This window comes from Paenibacillus sp. F411 (genome assembly GCF_017582705.1).
In the GTDB taxonomy this organism is placed as follows: domain Bacteria; phylum Bacillota; class Bacilli; order Paenibacillales; family Paenibacillaceae; genus Paenibacillus_AQ; species Paenibacillus_AQ algicola.
This window is the reverse complement of sequence record NZ_JAGFIP010000005.1, coordinates 131,028-149,581: the sequence shown is the minus strand read 5'-3', so window position 1 is coordinate 149,581 and position 18,554 is coordinate 131,028. Positions and strand designations below refer to the sequence as shown.

Genomic DNA, 18,554 nt, shown 5'->3' with positions numbered 1-18,554 from the left:
GCGGTTTTTTGTCGTTCTTGCAAGTTATTCTAGGAAGAAGAGAGGATGAAGGACATGCAAAGCAAGACATTGGGAGGTTTACCGGTAAAAAAGGGGCTTCGCCTCAGTGACATTCTCGTCACCGTATTAATTTCGTTAGTATTTGGAGTGGTGTATCATTTCTGGGCATCGGTGTACAGCTTGTTCAAGCCGCTGTTTCCTGAGGCGGGCGAGCTCATGTACGGCATGTGGTTTGCGGCGGCGACGCTTGCGTTTCTGCTGATCCGAAAGCCCGGAGTCGCAGTCATTGCCGAGCTCGCTGCTGCGCACATCGAGGTACTGTTCGGAAGCGGGTGGGGCTTGAATCTGCTGCTGTACGGCTTGATTCAGGGACTAGCTTGTGAGCTGATATTTGCCGCATTCCGCTATCGCAAGACGGGGGCCTGGGTGGTTGCCCTGGCCGGGGCTGCAGCAGCCTTCGGCTCTATGTTCATGGACTTCTACTTAAGCTATACCGATGATTATGCACTGTGGATGTTCATATTCAAGTATTCCATGCGCGTCATCAGCGGTGTGCTGATTGCGGGCCTGGCCATGCTGGCGCTGGCGAAGGCGCTGGAGCGGACCGGGGTGACCTCGCTGCTGAATCCGGCCTCCTCCAAAGACTATGCGGCTCTGGATGATGCACGGAATGGCTGAGCCGGCTGCAAGGGTGCTGGATACGGCGGAAGCGGTGGAGCCGATTGCCGCATCCGTTCGGGATCTCCGGCTGAAGTTTCCGGGAGACGGTCCGCTGCTGTTCAGAGATCTTAGCTTTCAAGCAAAGCGGGGGGAAAAGATTCTGCTGCTGGGACCGAGCGGCTGCGGTAAATCTACGCTCATTCAGGTGCTGAGCGGAATGATTCCGAGAGCCGTAGAAGTGCCGATGAAATGCGCGGACCAACTGCATCCGTCTTCATGGGCATATGTGTTTCAGGATCCAGACACGCAGTTCTGTATGCCTTATGTCGATGAAGAATTAGCGTTTGTGCTGGAAAATTTACAGGTCCCGCGAGACCATATGAGTGATCGGATGCGGGAAGCCCTTGACGCTGTCGGGCTGAAGCTGCCCGACATGCATACACCGATCTCCACACTGTCACAAGGTATGAAGCAGCGCCTGGCGCTGGCATCAGCTCTGCTGCTGGAGCCGGAGGTGCTGTTCCTGGATGAGCCCTCTGCTTTGCTTGACCCGGAAGGGCGGGAGCAAATCTGGGAAGCCGTTAAGGCGGTTTCAGGGGACCGAACGCTCATTATCGTGGAGCACCGGATCGACGAGATGCTTCATTACGTGGACCGGGTGGTGCTGTTTGGACCGGAGGGCCAGATTCTGGGCGATGGGAGACCGGATTTTATTTTTGGTGACTATCGTCAGGAGCTGAAGCAGTACGGCATCTGGCACCCGGGAGTGTGGCAGGAGTTTCGGTCCACGCAACCGGAGCGGTCATCGCGCTTAGTGGAAGGCAGAGTCCCGGATCAGCTGAAGGGAGGACCTCTGACAGAGACAGGCAATCCTGCACCTGTGCTGGAGTTGAGCCAATTTCAGGTGCTGCGAAGAAACCAACCTATTGTTCATGTTGATGAAGCGCGGGTGTATCCAGGGGATTTCACAGCCATTATCGGACATAATGGTGCTGGCAAAAGCTCGCTGTTACTCGGCCTGATGGCTCTGCTGCCCTTCACCGGCACGTACCGGCTTGGAGAGCAGGTCATACCGGCGGGCAGTCAGCGGCGGGTGCGCAAGCAGCGGGAGCAGGCGCTTCGCCGCATCGGATTTGTGTTTCAGAATCCGGAGCTGCAATTTGTGTGTGAGCGGGTGCTCGATGAGGTTGCTTATTCCTTGATCGTGGAAGGGTACACTCCAGAGAAAGCGATGCAGGAAGCGGAGGTCTGTCTTGCCCGTTTCGGCTTGAAGGGACTGGAGGATCGGCATCCGTACCAGCTGTCCACCGGACAGAAGCGAAGGCTGAGCGTCGCAACGGCGATGGTCCGCAAGCCTGACGTTCTGCTGCTGGATGAGCCGACCTTCGGGCAGGATGCCCGGAATACCTTTGCCATCCTGGAGCTGTGCCAGGAGCTGAATGAGGCGGGAACCGCCATTTTGATGGTCACCCATGAGATGGAAATTGCTCATCAGGCGGCCCGCGAGATCTGGGAGATCGGTCAGGGGCGGCTGCTGTCCCGGCAGACAAGCCGCGGCATGTATGATAAGGAAGCATGTGCGGCCAAGGCCGAATCCTTCAGCAGTGTCGTGGAGGTGGGGGTATGAATGTATGGGGACAGGATCGAATCACATGGCTGCATAAAGCTAACCCTGTAGTCAAGCTGGGTATTCTGCTGCTGCTGTTCACCATGACGGTGCTGACGCACAATCTGGATTTTATAATGTATCAGGCTGCGGTGTTTACGGTTTGTCTGGTGCTGCTCTGCGGCTTGAAGCTGTGGAAGATCGGGCTGTTTTCACTGCCCTTTCTGATCGCGTTTGTTTCCTCGGCTTCCACGATGATGCTGTTCGGGAAGGGAGAGACCATCTGGTGGGAGTGGGGGCTGTTTAAAGTGTCGGAGGAAAGCTTCTACCGCGGCCTGCATCTTGGATTTAAAGGGATTGCGTTTGCGGCGGAAGGGCTGTTATTCGTAACGACCACGTCTTCGGTAGCCCTCTTCTATGGACTGATGCAGAAGTTGAAGCTGGCTCCTAAGTTTGCGTACAGCTTTATGGCCTCCATTCGGCTGCTGCCGATGGTGTGGGAAGAGTTTCTGATTCGAAGACAGGCCCTTCAGGTGCGCGGTATGCGTCCGGTAAAAGGAATTCGCGGCCTGGCGGAGCGGGCCAATATGTTCGCGGTGCCGCTGCTGGCTCAAAGCATCCGCCGGGCCCACCGCGTCGCGGCGGCGATGGAAGCCAAGCAATTTGACGGGGATCAGGGGAAGGGCAGAACCTTTTTCTACGAATCCCGATATTCCAGATATGATCTGGTCATTATGCTGCTGCTGGCAGCTGCAGCAGGTGCTGCGTATTTGTTCTCCATCTGGGCCCCGGGCTTCGGGATTGGAGACGTACGTTTCAATTGATTTTATACAGGGTCCGTGCTACACTGACTGTAAATACTTACCTGCTGCCGTATAAAGCGGAGCTTGCCGAGACATTGGGCGGGCTCTGCTTTTTTTGGTACTTGAGGACTTCATAAGGAGGAAATAGCAATAGATGGGTAGAATTTCCTGTAGTGCGAGTTTTGTCGCTTGCTGACTAAGAGGAGGGGAGGATTTCAATTTCAGAAGGAGCGGAGCTGGTCGAGGAGGACAAGGCAAATGAAGAACACGTGGAGACCATTTATGGCAGGCGCACTATGTATGGGGGTGTTCCTAGGGGGCGCTGAGGTGGTGGGAGCAGCCAAAGCTTCATTTAACGACGTGCCAGCAAGTCACTGGGCTAAAGCTTCTATTGAGGGTGCCGTAGCTAAAGGGTATTTCAAAGGATATGCCGACGGGACGTTTCGGCCGCAAGCCCATATCACGCGGGCGGAATTTGCCGTACTGCTGTCACGGATTTCGAGCAATGTGGTAGAGAATGACTCTAGCACATTTGCAGATATTGCAGGTCACTGGGGAAGATCTGGCATTGAACAGTCTATCGGGATGGGCTTTCTGACGCCGTCAGATTACTCGGGCGGCTTTAAGCCAGACGAGGCATTAACCCGCCGTGAGATGGCGAAGTGGATGGCGTCAGGGCTTGCAGCCAGAAATGAGGGATTTAAACAGGCGCTGTCGGATACGAAGGATACGCTAGTACCAGTGGCTGAGTACTATAAGGGTGGATTGAACCCGAGCGATTACTCTTATCTATCGGTGGTGCTTGGCACAGGATTGATGACGGGTTACCTGGACGGCACCTTCGGTCCATCCCAGCCAACGACCCGGGCAGAGGTTGCCGTCATTCTGTCTCGATATCAGCAGGTACAGCTTAAAGAGGCGTCAGATTATCAGGATCTGGAGGAGATGCGTGAGGTTGGATTGACGGGGACGAATTTGTTGTCGGCGACGCCGCATGTGTACACGAAGTCATACGAAACAGAAAGAGTTTCTTCTTTTGATAAGTTTGCTAATAAGCCATATCCTATGCTCTATAATCGAGGAACGATGACGATACATAGAATGATTGTAGTGGATGCAGTGAGTAAAACGGAATCTAAGAACTTATATGGGAAGATGTTCATGTCTAGTGATCTTACAGTACGTGTGGTTGATGATCATTACAATGTCTTCTTGGAGGCGACAGTCATCCCTCATGACAACACGTCTCTTACTAATGGGGCGTTTCCTGACTCCACTCTTTATAATTTTACAAAAGGAAGGGGATTTGAGAGTAAAACGGCCCGCCAATACGGATTAACACTACTTCCAGTTAGCGATCATTTCATAAAGACAGGCTTTTTTAAAAAAGATGTTGCGAGAACATTCTGGTTTCACAATCACTTAAACAAAGATAGAAATGCCAGTGTGAATGGCAGCCATATGGGCAGGTTAGGAAATGGAACACTAACTTCTTGGGCTATTCCAATGTCAAAATAAAGAAGTTCATAACAAACTACTTATCCGTGGTAAAAGATTGAATCTTTTACCGTTTATCAAAAGCAATGTTGTTATACATAGTCGTAGTTGAAGCTGGAACGAAATTACCGAATTTAACGGGAGAAGAGAATGAAGAACACGTGGAAAGCATTTATGGCAGGCGCGCTATGTATGGGGCTATTCCTAGGGGGCGCTAAGGTGGTGGGAGCGACCAAAGCTTCGTTTAACGACGTGCCAGCAAGTTACTGGGCCAAGGCTTCTATTGAGGGTGCTGTAGCTAAAGGGTATTTCAAAGGATATGCCGACGGGACGTTTCGGCCGCAAGCCCATATCACGCGGGCGGAGTTTGCCGTACTGCTGTCACGGATTTCGAGCAATGCGGTAGAAAATAACTCTAGCACTTTTGCAGATATTGCAGGTCACTGGGGAAGGTCTGGTATTGAGCATTCCATTGGGATGGGCTTTCTGACGCCGTCAGATTACTCGGGCGGCTTTAAGCCAGACAAGGCATTAACCCGCCGTGAGATGGCGAAGTGGATGGCGTCAGGGCTTGCAGCCAGAAATGAAGGATTTAAACAGGCGCTGTCGGATACGAAGGATACGCTAGTACCAGTGGCTGAGTACTACAAGGGTGGATTAAACCCGAGCGATTATCCATATCTATCGGTGGCGCTTGGCACAGGACTGATGACGGGTTATCTGGACGGCACCTTCGGTCCATCCCAGACAACGACCCGGGCAGAGGTTGCCGTCATTCTATCTCGATACCAGCAGGTACAACATAAAGAGACGTCAGATTATCGGGATCTAGAGGAGATGCGTGAGGTTGGATTGACGGGGACGAATTTGCTGTCGGCGACGCCGCATGAGTATCCCAAAATATTAGGCACCACTGAAATTGCGGATTTCACTAGATTTTCAAACAAATCCTATCCAATGTTGTACAACAGTGGGACTATGACGGTTCATCGAATGATTGTTACAGATGCAAAATCCTCAACTCAACATAACAATTTGTACGCAAGGATGTTTATAGACTCGTATTTCAGTATTTCGGTAAGGGGTGACATGTACAATGTCTTTCTCGAGGTCACAGTGGTTCCAAACAACAATACATCGTTATCAAATGCCGCCTTTGCGTCAGCAACTGTTTATAACTTCACCACAGGAAGAGGATTTGAAAGTGGGACAATCAAAGAATTTGGTCTGACGGTTCTTCCAAGAGATGATAATTACCTGACATCAGGATTCTTTAAGGAAAATGTCCCGCGAAAATTTTGGATGCATAAGTTTCTAAACAGAGAATGGAAATCTAGCAGTAATGGTGGTTCGATGGGGAGATACGGTACCCTTACAACATTCTCTATTCCAAGATCTGAGTGATCGGGAAAAATGGTTCAATAAAAATATTGACAGTATTAGTTATCGCTAGACGTCAGAATACCGCTTGTCGCTTGCTGATTGAGATGCACAAGATCTCGGTGCAGGCAAAATGGATTAAGGAGGAGAAAGAGCGTGAAGAAAATGTGGATGACGCTTATGGCAGGTGCAATGTGTATAGGTGCCATACTGGGGAACGGGGAGTCAGCGGAAGCAGCCAAAGCTTCGTTTAACGATGTGCCAGCAAGTCACTGGGCTAAGGCTTCTATTGAAGGTGCCGTAGCTAAAGGGTATTTCAAAGGATATGCCGACGGGACGTTTCGGCCGCAAGCCCATATCACGCGGGCGGAATTTGCCGTACTGCTGTCACGGATTTCGAGCAACGTGGTAGAGAATGACTCTAGCACTTTTGCAGATATTGCAGGTCACTGGGGAAGATCTGGCATTGAACAGTCCATCGGGATGGGCTTTCTGACGCCGTCAGATTACTCGGGCGGCTTTAAGCCAGACAAGGCATTGACCCGCCGTGAGATGGCGAAGTGGATGGCTTCAGGGCTTGCAGCCAGAAATGAAGGATTTAAACAGGCGCTTTCGGATACGAAGGATACGCTAGTACCGGTGGCTGAGTACTACAAGGGTGGATTAAGCCCGAGCGATTATCCCTATCTATCGGTGGCGCTTGGCACAGGACTGATGACGGGTTATCTGGACGGCACCTTCGGTCCATCCCAGCCAACGACCCGGGCAGAGGTCGCCGTCATTCTGTCCCGATACCAGCAGGTACAACTTAAAGAGGCGTCAGATTATCAGGATCTGGAGGAGATGCGTGAGGTTGGATTGACGGGGACGAATCTGCTGTCGGCGACGCCGCATGTGTATCACACCGTTCATGGTTCAAATAAAATCACCAGTTTTGACAGCTTTGCTAATAAGCCTTACCCCATGCTTTATAACCGGGGAACGATGACGGTGCATCGAATGATCGTGGTCGATGCAGTGAGCAAATCAGAATCTAAGAATTTATATGGGAAGATGTTTATATCTAGTGATTTTACATTTCCAGTACATCCCCTTGTATATAATGTGTTTCTCGAGGCGACCGTGATCCCTAATGACAACACGTCTTTAACAAATGCAGCATTTCCTAACTCAACGCTTTACAATTTCACGGCCGGAAATGGTTTTAACAGTGAGGCAGTTACAAGGTTTGGTTTGACAGTACTTCCAGCAAAAGATCATTTCATAAAGACCGGGTTTTTTAAAAAAGATGTGCCACGCCGTTTTTGGATGCATCGATTTCTAAATAGAGGCATAGGCGATGGGGCTAATGGTAGTGATATGGGCAGAATTGGGAATGGAACGCTTGCATCGTGGTCCATTCCATACACTAAGTAATAGGTGCTTTTCATGTTTTTTTCAATTAGAAACCTGACGGCGTTATTAAGTATAGTTGGAATTTTATTCATGTTGGAGAACTACTCGTTGGCAGCAAGCAAAATTATTGCTGAAAGCACAGATCTAGCAGACACTGAACAACTCCCTACGCCAAGTTTTCACCCGAAAGCGTCAACTGGACCTACGGCTTACCAGAAAAAAGTGATAAGAGTCGAGGGATTAAAAGAAGCTAACCCTGGAGTCTATTGGTATCAAATCGACGATGGTAGGTTTCGTGCAGAAAGTTACCGCGCTCCGGGTGGGTACATCTACGCGAATAATGCAGGTACAAAGTTTGCGCCTATTCCTGACGTCACAGAAGTAGTTGATAAGGTTGAAATGAGAAGTAATCTTTATTACAAACCAACTCGGTATAATAGTTTGGATAACCAGGGTTATACTTATGAAAAAGTCAAAAATGAAATCATAACAAAGGCAGAATCAGTTCTTATTCGTCAGGGATATCAATCTGAAATTACTAGCTTAGAAATAACAGATCTAAAGACCGCTACTATTATCACTTCAAAAACAGGAAAAGGGTTCGTACCGTTTAGTCAAGAAGACACCGGCAACAAAGCCTGGAGCGATGCTTGCGGCTGCTATCTGGACTGGAGCAAGTGGACCTTTGGCTACTACACCCCCATCAACATCTACTGGCGTGGGGACGTAATCGAGGAGAAAAAAATCACCCTCACCGGTAAGGCCACGCTGGATATCGGTGAGGAGACGAGTCTGGCCGCCGCGGTTTCGACCTTGTCTCCAGGGCAAGTTGATTTCAGCGCGCCGGTGAATATCTCCTACGCTGCCGATTGGAGCACAGACAAGCAGTCTGTTGTTAGCCTTGTCGGAAGCTCGGGCAAGGTTAAAGGCGTCAGCCCGGGGACGGCGACCGTCACCGCGGTTTGGCGGAAGCAGGAGACCCCGAATGATGAGGGCTACGTCCTGACCGCCTCGCTCACCCTGACCGTTCAAGACGGCGGGTGCGTGGGAGACTGTGGTCCGCCGCCCGCGCCGGGAGGCGGCTGCACCGCGCCCGTTCCAGGCGACTCGGTGACGGGAAGTGTTATGGACCCGTCGGCGACCGCCGTAATTCGGGCAGATCCACGGGGGCAGGAGCGCTTTGACGTGCTTCAGGGCATCCCGACCTCGGAATCTCTCTACGGCAACGTGATGGCGCGGTCATATCTATATCAAAATGAGTTTGTGAACATGCACGGAACGTGTACATACACGGTTCCGGTCACACAGCCGTATCTGCTTCAGTGGGATGAGGAAGAAAATGGGCCGCCGGATGCCAGCGGAAAGCCCACGACGATAACCGTCCGCAAGCAGCGCAGCGAAACGGTGACTCAGGAGTACACGGTAGAGCGACCTTACGCTTACTGGGTGATCGGGAAACTGGAGGTGTATCAGTTGCAGGAGGCGGAGCTGATGAACTATGCCCTGTCCGGTGGTACGATGACCCTGCGCCCGGCAGGATATACGCCGCCTTCCTATGCTGCTGCAACGGCGGGGGAGCACCTTCTGGAGCCTTCCATCAACGCGGTCACTTTGCCGCTCAAGACGGTCGCCGGTGACCAGGTGCCAGCCGAGGATTTCACAGCCTATGCGGAAGAAGCAGTCACGCCCGTCAAGGTCCGGAATGATCACCTGACCTTCAACCAAAGCTTGATCCTGGACAGCTCGCTGGTGGAGGAGTCGGGCCCGGCGCCATCGGCCCTTCCTGCGCCCGGCTGGATTCATCCTGATGTACTGTACAGTCCGAACCATGTGATCTCGGCGGATAAAATCAACCGCTCCAGGGCGCCCAGCCAGGGCACCCTGGCTTACCAGCGGATGCCCGTCCAGATCCAGGACAGTGGAGTCGATCCGGTCTTTCCGATTGCATCCATTAATCCAGTGACAATACATACTCCGGTTGTCCTCTATGCCTCAGTGTCCGATGACCAGGCGCACAACCAAAAGACGGAGCCCCATCCTACCCGGGCGGCCTTCATTCTGGATCGGCCCTTCACCGTCCGGATCCCAACCTCCGGACAGCATCTGCAGGCGTCGTCCTTTCCCGGCTACGGGAACCGGGATTATGCCCGCTATGTTCGGAGTAAGCAGGTTCGCTTTCCGTTTGATGTCTATCAGGCAGATCGAAGCACCTTTATCCCGAAGCATACGTGGATCGACATTCCGGTTCACCAGCTGGACACGGAGTTCTTCCTGCCGGTATGGGTCGACGAAGGCGAGTACGAGGTATACTTCAGGACGCTGGCTGAGAATGCTCCGGCAGACTACAGCTGGGAACGGGAGGCAAACCTTCATCTCTCGCACCACGCTGCGGTGGATGAGGTCAGTGTGGACGTGATCGGGCGGCTGTATGACTTCAAGGTGACGGATATTGCTGATTACACATGGGAGACGGTGTTCCGCACCGCGAAAGGAAGCAGAGAGCATACCGGCAAGGTGTACTGGACCGGCCTGCAGCATCTGGATGGAGGCAGCCGTGGCAACGTGCTGCCATACACCCTGCCGATTGCACCGGGCAAGCACCCGCAGGCCGGCTATGCTAATGCCGCTGTGAAGACGGGCTACCACTTCAAGTTTGATGTGAAGACCAAGGGCAATTTGTTCGGGTCAAGTGACGGTATCGCCATCACACCGCGATTTGATTTTGTCCATTTAGATGGCCGGGGTCGCCAGCCGGTGGACCTGTACTACCACCGCGGGAAGGAGTACTTCATTCCAATCGGCTCCCCGCAGGATACGGTGAAGCGCGAGATCACGCTGAATACCCGGCTGCGCAATGTGCCGCTGCAGGAGCTGCTCGATACGGCCGCTTACCAGTACCAGAGAGGTCCGCAAGGAGAGGCACTGCAGCCCTACACGAGCCGCTACCTCCAGCAGGTGAGCACGGAGAAAACATGGATTGGCCGTTATGATTGGCTGCTGCTGCCGTCCCAGCTGCGGACCCTGATCGGTCCTAAGGCTGGCCTTCCGCCTACGGTAGATCCTTACCGGGCGAGTGCCGCGATCCAGCGCTGGTACGGCGAATACAGCCTGCCGGCGGAGGTCTATGCGGTGCCGCAGGGGACCTCGCTGCCGGAATATGCCCGGCGCTATGGACTGGACGAGCAATCGGACCTGTTCTTGAAAGAGGGATACATTATCGTGAACTTTGACCTTGAAAGCGTGCGGAATGGGGATGTTGCCCATCCGCATCTGCAGTATATCCATGCCCCGCATATGAATCAGTGGCGGCTTGAGGGCTTTCAGGACAGTATCCGCAACCCTGCCGGACAGAGGTTTCCGCTGCTGGACGGAGATGTGCTGTTCTACCACGGCGACCTTGGCAGCCGGCAGGATTTTGAGGCGCAGGTGCCGCACTAATGAAATGAAGCCGAACAATCGAACAACCGAACAACGCAGTAACACGATCAACTGAGTGCTCTCATTCTAAATCGAGGCAGCGATGGAGCTCCTGGACGTTATATCTATAATGGTGTTACACGGGTCCAACCAAACTAAACGAGTACAAGCAAAGCAAAGAGTAGGGGATAAATCCTGCTCTTTGCTTTGTATTACGTGATTTCGGTCACTTCAATAAGCTCATCGCCAAATGTCGTTGTAGACCAGACCCATGCTTCTAGCATGTCATTTGGTTTAAGATCAACGATCGATTTCCTGGTCACTTAGCTTCCATTAACAAATCCCCTATGATGGTCAGCATCTACGAATGAGCCGAAGCTTCTCATACATTAGCGCGGATTCAATTTGACCTGAGCGCCTTTACCGCTGGACTGGATCCCGGTCTCCTTTGTTCCGGATTCCTTCAGATCGGTCAAGAGACGCTCCAGCACGGCTTTGGCCGCGGCAGCCTCTTTGGCGCCGGAGGCTCTGACCACAAGCTGCACCGGCTTGCCGGAGCGGAGATGCTTGTCTGCCTGGCGCAGCTTGGTATCGTAATCATGCTCCTCGATGTGCGCAGTAAATCTTAGCTCTTTTACTTTTTCCTTCGCTGTTCCTTTGGACTTCTTGTCCGCGGCGGGGCGGCTGTTGTTCTCCGTTCTTTTCTGCCCTTGCGCGAAGGCCTTTCCTTTCCCTTTAGCAACAAGTCTGCAGGGCGGCGGGCTGCTCATCAGCGAGGTGCAGAGTAGGTCGGCTTTATACCAGCGGGCCATCGCAAGAGCCTCTTCCCGGGACAACACCCCGAGCGGCTCTCCGTTTAATCCGCTAAGGACCACCTCTGATGCTTGAATTTGTTCGTTTATAAATACGGCCACAATACATTCCCTCCCGAATAAATACACAGATCGATAGAACTATCATAAAGTGAGCATGCAATAATTACAATCCGTCAAGCACGCCTGATTAAGAATGTGTGTTCGGTTAAATATCAAAAAAATAAAGCATTTCCTGTGGAATGCCGGCTCTTAAATAATACTCTCTCAATGATTCGTCGGGCTGCAGTGTCACGTTAGCGGTAAGGAGCAGAATGGCGAAGCGATGGGCCTGGCGTTCAAGCTTCCCTGGCCAAAAGTACGAGTGATCCTCCAAAAACAAACGGCTGATCCCTTTATGCAGCCGATCATGACCCAGCTCATGGGCACAGACGAACCGCTGCCACTCCAAAGGCAGCCTGGAATGAATGACAATGAATCGCCGCCGTAGCTTCCGGACGTAAAGCCCCTTGGTAGACTTGCCGAGATCAGCATAACGGATGTGAACGCCGAGCAGCGAAGCCAGTGTAAAAGGACAGCTTGTATGATGTTTGCGTACGAGCTTGCGTACAAGTGCTTGAAGCAGATCATCCATGATATTCACCTGCAGCTTTACTAAATTTAACGGGAGTCAGCGTTTACTTAATCTCTCCCCTAACATTCTGGACAGCTATGGCTTGTTCCTGCCGCGCTTGTTCATTTTCTTGGCCTCCCATAAGAGTCCGGTCAGGACGTCCTTGATACGCTGCTTGTCCTCCTGGTCCAGCGGAATTCCATCAAACATAAGCTCTCCGTCATCCTCGAGCAGGTGCTTGAAATCCCTTTTGTCCTTGTTGGTGGCCCATTCCGGAATCACGAGCTTGTCTTCGTCCTCGGAGGACTGCAGATCCTCCCAGTATCCTGCCGCCTGCATCATCTCTTCATAAGGAGCTTGAAGCGCCTCCGCTAGCTTGCGGAGCGTTTGCGGCTTGGGAATCCCTCTCAGGCCGTTTTCAATCCGGGAAATTTGGGAGCCGCTAATGCCGGCCGCCTGCGATAGCTGACTGATGCTGAGATTCTGATCTTCCCGAAGTGTTTTCAGATATTCGCCAAATGCTTGCTCCACATCCGCCACTCCTAAACGTTCAAATATACTGCATCCTTTATATAGTATAAACACGAGCCTGCGTGTTGCCAACAGGTTCTAAATTCTGCGTATCGTTGCCAAAAGGCAAGGAAACAAGAGCATATCTTAAGCAGCATTCAAAAAGGGTCACGCATTCCTGTTTTACGACAAACACCAAATAGTGGTATATTGATCTTAAATACGAACAAAATGGGAACAGGGACTTCGATAAATGGAAGAGCCTTTGAGCCCGCACTACATTTTTTTAAGGAGTGAGAAGCATGAATCACCATTTACCGGAATTGGATCGCCGCAAGACCCAGCAGGCCATTGAAGCCTTGTTTGAAAAATACCGCATTTATAAAACCATCACCTTTGAAGCCCGGGAAACCGATCTGACCGCTTTATACGGTGACAGATCTCATGGTCCCACCAATGGAACCTCAGAGCAGACTGCGCAGGCAGAGAATACGAACATGGATGTTCCTGCCGCGAGGAAGCAGTATTGCGATACGATTGATCTCATGGTAGAACGGCTGAGTGAACGGGAGCAGCGGCTGATTCGAGAGCGGTATTTGAAGCAGGACGACGTTTACGATTACAAGGTGTACAATCACATGCTGGAGCCGCCCGTCAGCAAGGATACGTATGCCAAAATCCGCAGCCGCGCTTTTTACAAGCTCGCTCTTGCGTTTGCAGATCGGGGAATGCTTCACTTGGAGAAGCTGCGTAAGGGGAGCAAGGCGAAGGGAAATGGCAGAGCTATGAGCTAATATACAACGGGACAAGCACCGCTAAATAAGAACGTGTGTTCCTGCTTTTTTTGTCCCGAGATTCGTCCGAGGTTCTTCCTTGGATCGTCAGCGATATATCCTGAAGAAGGTACAATATTTGTAGCAAGCGGAGGCGATATCTCATTTCAAGGAATAGGTGTACTCAGTGTTACGACACAACGTCGATAAAGGAAAGGAGGCGAGTGATGCATGCAGGATTCTTCTTGGATTACACTGATGAGCTCTGTGGTTTCAAACCTGGGATTTCCAATTGTAGTAGCCGGATTCTTGCTGCTGCGTGTTGAGAAGAAGCTTGAAGCATTAAACCATGCTGTTCTGGAGCTGCAAAAAGAACTTCGGGATGATCGGAATGCATCTCATGGAAAGAAGTAAACTCCAAAAATACCTGACATCCTTTTTCAATACCGTCAGGAATAACATATAATTAGAACACAAGACAGAGAGACTGGTTACAGGAGTGGAACAGTATGGAGCATATATTGAAATCTCTGCGGGAGCATCGGCAATATCCGGAGCAGACGAAGCAGGACGTAACCCGGGCCGCTTATGAGCGGGACTATTCCCGCCTGATTCATTCGCCGACCTTTCGGCGGCTGCAGGGCAAATCGCAGGTATTCGGGGCCGGCACGGGAGATTACTACCGCACGCGCTTGACGCATTCCCTGGAGGTGGCGCAGATTGCAAGGGAGGCCTCGCGCAGCCTGCTTCGCTCTTACCCGGAGGTGCTGCCTAAGTCGGCAGAGAGTGCCGGTCTGATCATCGATCCCGAGGTTGTAGAGTGCGCGGCGATCGCACATGATTTCGGGCATCCTCCGTTTGGCCATAAGGGCGAGGAGGTGCTTCAGGATATTTTGGATAAGCTGGTGGACCGGAAGACGGAGCAGGAGCTGGCGAAGCAGCCGGGCATTCCGGACCCCGCAGAGGCGCTGCGGGTGAAGCGGCTGATGCGGGAGAAATATGAGCATTTTGAAGGCAATGCACATAATTTCCGTCTGATGATGTTTCTGGAGAAACGAGAGGATGTTAACGGCTTGAACCTCTCTGATGCCGTGCTGCTGGGCGTGAACAAGTATCCTTTTTCCGGGCTGGAGAAGCCCAAGGGCATGTACCGCCATGAGTGGGAGTATATTTCACAGATTCGGCAGGCCTGGGAAATTCCGGACAAGAAGCGGACGCTGGAAGCGCAGCTGATGGATCTTTGCGATGACATCGCGTATTCCGCGCATGATCTGGAGGATGGAATTAAAGCGGGCAAGATTGAGGTGCATGAGCATTTTTTGAGAGACGGACATCTGAACCGGCTCATTGTGGAGAAGATTACGACACTGGAGGATGATTTCTGGAGCGGCTGGCAGCCGGAGAGCATCGGCCCGAAGGTAGCACAGGTGCTGGATGACTTCCAGCGTGTCTGGAATGAGAAGCTGCCCATGTGTCAGCATGATTATTCCCGCACCCGGCGCGAGGTGAAGGCGTATTGGGTCAGCCTGTTTGTCGGGAGCCTGGGCGTCATTCCGGATGGAGATTGGAAAAAGGTGACGTTCGTGAAGGAGGGCGCGGAGGACGAGGATATGCTGAGAACGGTCAGTGTGCTCAAAAGCTTCGCCTGGGTGACAATGATCCGCGACCTTCGCGTCCAGCGGCTGCAAAAGCGCAGCGAGTGGATCATCCGGCGCCTATGGGGCGCGTTTCTCGATCCGGAATCGTCCAAAGCCATTATTCCCTCGGACTGGCTCCAGCGCTATGAAGAGGATCAGAAGCGGTCACAGCCGATCTGGACCTGGGAGCATATGGTCATTGATTATATTGCAGGCATGACGGACGCCTTCGCAGAGAAAATCTATAACGAGCTGTTTGGATTAAAGGTCGGCTCTATCTATGACCTGGATTAATGAACGGCAAGAGACGTCATCAGGAGGGGGTTCACATGCAACAGCTGTCATTAAGCGTGCTTGATCTCGTTCCGCACACCGGGGAATCAAGCTTTGAAGAAGCCTTGCAGCATACTGTAACACTTGCACAGGAGGCGGAGCACTGGGGATATCATCGTTACTGGGCGGCAGAGCATCATGATATGGATCAGCTGTCCTGCGCTTCGCCGGAGGTGCTGCTGGCGCGAATTGGCGCGGCTACGAAGCAGATTCGCCTGGGATCAGGAGCGGTGCTGCTCCCGCATTACAGTCCGCTCAAGGTAGCGGAGAATTTCCGCATGCTGGCAGCACTGTTCCCGGATCGGGTAGATCTGGGCATCGGGCGGGCTCCCGGAGGCTCCGCCCATGCTTCGATGGCACTGAGCGGCAATTACCTCTCGCATGTGGCAGAGATGCGTGATCGGGTGAAGGCGCTGAGCGAGCTGCTTCAGGATGCTTATACGTATGAGGGAGCTGCGGTAACCGCTAAGCCGGTGCCCAAGATCCAGCCGGCACTCTGGATGCTGGGTACGAACACCAAGAGTGCTGCCCTGGCGGCTGAGCACGGGACAGGTTATGTGTTCGGTCAGTTTATGAGTGAGAAGGACGGCAAAGAAATATTGGCACAATACCGGGAGAGCTTCACAGTATCGCCGCTGCAGCCGTCACCGGCAGCTATGGTTGCTGTGAGTGTGATTTGTGCCGCGGTACCGGGGGAAGCCGAGGCCTTGGCGGAGCAGGTCGTAATGCCCGGATTTCCTATGGAAGAAGGAGAGAAAGAGCGGCGGGTCATTACGGGCACGCCGGACAAGGTACATTCACGGCTGCTGCTGATGGCAGAGTACTACGGCTGCAGTGAATTTATGATCTTTACGCCGCCGCTGGGCAGCTATGAACAGCGCCTGAGCTCTTACCGCCTGCTGTCTCAGGTGATGCGGCAGGGATGAGCATGATGGATGCATATCTTTACACCTATGCTGCCCATGAATCCGAGCAGGCGTTGTGCGCGCTGGAGCTGTCAGAGCTGCTAGGATCTTTCTCTGTTACGCCGAAATCATCGCCTGCACCGTCCAGCCGGGGCCTGCTATTCAGTGAAAGAGCTGTAAACCCGGACCGGAGTCCGTTTCTGACAGCGCGGCTGGATGTCTGGTTTGCCGCTTCAACGGTCGAGGAGCTGGCGCTTCAGGCAGCTAGCCTCTCTCTGCCGGAGGAGATGACCTTCAAGGTCGTCTACCTGAAAGAAAGCGATGCCTGCAGCTATGAAGAGCAGCGAACACGGGAAAGGAGCATCGGCGCTTGTATTCAGGGACAGGCCCGAATGAAGTCGCCGGATGTCACCTTCGGCCTGGCCGCCACGGGAGGGAAATGGCTGCTCGGTGAGCTGCACCTGCCTCCGCGGCAGTGGCTGGAGCATACCTCCAAGCCGCACAATTATTCGACAGGCCTCAGCTCGCGGACCGCGCGGGCACTCGTCAATATTGCAGTACCCCGGCTAGAGGGAACGACGTTCCTTGACCCCTGCTGCGGCATGGGCAATGTGCTCATTGAGGCGCTCTCAATGGGGCTCAGAGCAGAAGGCGGCGACTTAAATCCGCTTGCTGTGCAGGGTGCGAGAGTCAATCTGCGGCATTACGGGTATGGCGAGGACTGTGTACGAATTCAGGATATGAATGACCGCAGCGGCCGCTATGATGCAGCTGTGCTGGATCTGCCGTACAACGTCTGCTCAGTGCTTCCGGAGGAAGAGAAAATACAGATGCTCAGGTCGCTGCGCCGCCTGACGGGCCGGGCCGTAATCGTAGCGCCCGAGCCGCTGGAGACGCTCCTTGCAGACACCGGCTGGACCGTGCTGAGACATGTACAGACGCGCAAGGGTACCTTTACGCGGGATATATGGCTGTGCCAGAGTATGTAAACATAGCAAATCCCGGCAGTCACACTGCCGGGATTATTGCTATCTATATTGAAGCTGCTGACAGCTCTTAGTACGCCCGCTCATAATCAATGACGTTGCGCGGCAAGGGCTTTTCATCTGCATAAGCCTTCAGATTGTCTATAAATATATCCATAATCCGTTCGTTATAATGAACCGTATCACCGGCCGTATGCGGGGTCATAATGACCTGCTGCATATCCCACAGCGGGTGGTCCGCTGGAAGCGGCTCCTCCTCGAACACATCCAGTCCGGCGCCGGCCAGATGTCCGGATTGCAGCGCTTCGACAAGGGCGGAGGTAACTACACTAGGTCCGCGGCCCACGTTGACGAAGAAAGCTCCTTTCTTCATGGCAGCAAATCGGTCTTTATTGAACAAACCCTTCGTTTCGTCCGTGAGCGGCAAAATGTTAATGCAGTAATCTCCTTGCGCAAGGGCATCATTCAGCTTGTCTGTGGTCATCATGTCATCAATATAAGGGTCAGGCTTGCCAGAGCGGCGGACGCCAATCGTTCTCATTCCAAAGGCTTGCGCTGCCTTCGCCGCAGCACTTCCGATGTGACCGACACCGATGATGACAGCGGTTTTGCCGGACAGCTCGCGAAAATCTCCGCCTTTGATCCATTGATGGCTGCTTTGTCCTTCAATCGCGCGGTGAAGATTCCGGTTGAAGGCCAGCATCAGCGAGAAAATATGCTCGGTAATCGGAATACTGTGCACACCACTGGCATTCGTAAGCTGGATGCCCCGGGCTTTGAAGTCCTGTAACGGAAGCTTATCGACACCGGCGGACCAAACCTGGATCCAGCGAACGCGGCTGTTCTCCTGCAAGGCTTCCTCCTGAGCATCCTTGGTCCAGCCCAGCACAATATCCGCAGAGGATACCGTTCCGGATGGAAGCTCCTTATACTTCCCGACAACGAGCTCATAGCCTTGCGCTGCCTCGGTGATCCGGTTCTGTTCTTCCTGGGAAAGCTTGTGTAATGCAACAATTTTCGGCATGAATGGGGTCTCCTCCTTCAGATGAATGAAAAAAGTACCAGGTCGTTCAATATTTTATCAGAATTAAACCAGTGATGCATGTCGGGAAACATCCAGCATCAGTGACCGGGTCTGCTATAGGGGAACAGGTGCACCCCTTAAAATCGGGATCTGGCAAGGAGTATAGCGCTTACATGAAGGGGATGGAGGATGACCATAATCCT

The 18,554-nt window shown here is 52.7% G+C and carries 16 protein-coding genes; 12 read left to right on the top strand and 4 right to left on the bottom strand.

Features of this window, described 5'->3' with window-relative positions; all coding sequences use genetic code 11:
- Positions 1-54: 54 nt before the first annotated feature.
- The 7 genes from JJQ72_RS07585 (at position 55) to JJQ72_RS07555 (ending at position 10,779) form a co-directional block, all read left to right on the top strand.
- Positions 55-678, top strand: a complete 624-nt coding sequence (locus JJQ72_RS07585; RefSeq protein WP_208203327.1) for an ECF transporter S component — start codon at positions 55-57, stop codon at positions 676-678.
- Complete coding sequence (locus JJQ72_RS07580) at positions 671-2,287, top strand: ABC transporter ATP-binding protein (RefSeq protein WP_208203270.1); 1,617 nt, start codon at positions 671-673, stop codon at positions 2,285-2,287. Before JJQ72_RS07585 ends, JJQ72_RS07580 begins: the two co-directional genes overlap by 8 nt.
- On the top strand, positions 2,284-3,090 hold the full coding sequence (locus tag JJQ72_RS07575) for an energy-coupling factor transporter transmembrane component T family protein (protein ID WP_138226885.1): 807 nt from the start codon (positions 2,284-2,286) through the stop codon (positions 3,088-3,090). Before JJQ72_RS07580 ends, JJQ72_RS07575 begins: the two co-directional genes overlap by 4 nt.
- A 237-nt stretch (positions 3,091-3,327) precedes the next feature.
- Entirely contained in the window at positions 3,328-4,587 is a 1,260-nt protein-coding gene (locus JJQ72_RS07570; protein ID WP_208203269.1) for an S-layer homology domain-containing protein, read from the top strand.
- 129 nt (positions 4,588-4,716) lie between these two features.
- Positions 4,717-5,970, top strand: coding sequence for an S-layer homology domain-containing protein (locus tag JJQ72_RS07565; protein WP_208203268.1), 1,254 nt, complete (start codon positions 4,717-4,719; stop codon positions 5,968-5,970).
- A 141-nt stretch (positions 5,971-6,111) separates the two neighbouring features.
- A complete protein-coding gene (locus JJQ72_RS07560) occupies positions 6,112-7,362 on the top strand; it encodes an S-layer homology domain-containing protein (protein WP_243895953.1) in 1,251 nt (416 codons plus the stop codon).
- Between the two features lie 420 nt (positions 7,363-7,782).
- The gene (locus JJQ72_RS07555) at positions 7,783-10,779 is read left to right on the top strand and encodes a DUF5704 domain-containing protein (RefSeq protein WP_243895935.1); all 2,997 of its coding nucleotides are present in this window, start codon (positions 7,783-7,785) and stop codon (positions 10,777-10,779) included.
- 368 nt (positions 10,780-11,147) lie between these two features.
- Here the strand turns inward: JJQ72_RS07555 and infC are convergent, their stop codons facing one another.
- The 3 genes from infC to JJQ72_RS07540 all read right to left on the bottom strand — a co-directional run bounded on the left by infC (position 11,148) and on the right by JJQ72_RS07540 (position 12,714).
- A complete protein-coding gene (gene infC, locus JJQ72_RS07550) occupies positions 11,148-11,672 on the bottom strand; it encodes a translation initiation factor IF-3 (RefSeq protein ID WP_208203266.1) in 525 nt (174 codons plus the stop codon).
- Positions 11,673-11,778: 106 nt separating this feature from the next.
- Positions 11,779-12,204, bottom strand: coding sequence for an ImmA/IrrE family metallo-endopeptidase (locus tag JJQ72_RS07545; RefSeq protein ID WP_208203265.1), 426 nt, complete (start codon positions 12,202-12,204; stop codon positions 11,779-11,781).
- A gap of 75 nt (positions 12,205-12,279) precedes the next feature.
- Positions 12,280-12,714 carry a helix-turn-helix domain-containing protein gene (locus JJQ72_RS07540; RefSeq protein ID WP_208203264.1) on the bottom strand — a complete coding sequence of 145 codons (435 nt, stop codon included), beginning with the start codon at positions 12,712-12,714 and terminating at the stop codon, positions 12,280-12,282.
- Between the two features lie 281 nt (positions 12,715-12,995).
- Between JJQ72_RS07540 and JJQ72_RS07535 the strand changes: the two genes are divergently transcribed.
- From JJQ72_RS07535 to JJQ72_RS07515, 5 genes are all read left to right on the top strand, one after another.
- Entirely contained in the window at positions 12,996-13,487 is a 492-nt protein-coding gene (locus JJQ72_RS07535; protein ID WP_208203263.1) for an ArpU family phage packaging/lysis transcriptional regulator, read from the top strand.
- Positions 13,488-13,697: 210 nt separating this feature from the next.
- On the top strand, positions 13,698-13,880 hold the full coding sequence (locus JJQ72_RS07530; protein ID WP_138226877.1) for a YvrJ family protein: 183 nt from the start codon (positions 13,698-13,700) through the stop codon (positions 13,878-13,880).
- Positions 13,881-13,975: 95 nt separating this feature from the next.
- Complete coding sequence (locus tag JJQ72_RS07525; RefSeq protein WP_208203262.1) at positions 13,976-15,397, top strand: deoxyguanosinetriphosphate triphosphohydrolase family protein; 1,422 nt, start codon at positions 13,976-13,978, stop codon at positions 15,395-15,397.
- A gap of 35 nt (positions 15,398-15,432) precedes the next feature.
- Positions 15,433-16,362, top strand: a complete 930-nt coding sequence (locus JJQ72_RS07520) for an MsnO8 family LLM class oxidoreductase (protein WP_208203261.1) — start codon at positions 15,433-15,435, stop codon at positions 16,360-16,362.
- A gap of 2 nt (positions 16,363-16,364) precedes the next feature.
- Positions 16,365-17,330 carry a TRM11 family SAM-dependent methyltransferase gene (locus tag JJQ72_RS07515; RefSeq protein ID WP_243895934.1) on the top strand — a complete coding sequence of 322 codons (966 nt, stop codon included), beginning with the start codon at positions 16,365-16,367 and terminating at the stop codon, positions 17,328-17,330.
- A gap of 67 nt (positions 17,331-17,397) precedes the next feature.
- Here JJQ72_RS07515 and JJQ72_RS07510 read toward each other — a convergent pair whose 3' ends face one another.
- Complete coding sequence (locus JJQ72_RS07510) at positions 17,398-18,351, bottom strand: D-2-hydroxyacid dehydrogenase (protein WP_138226873.1); 954 nt, start codon at positions 18,349-18,351, stop codon at positions 17,398-17,400.
- Between the last annotated feature and the right edge of the window lie 203 nt (positions 18,352-18,554).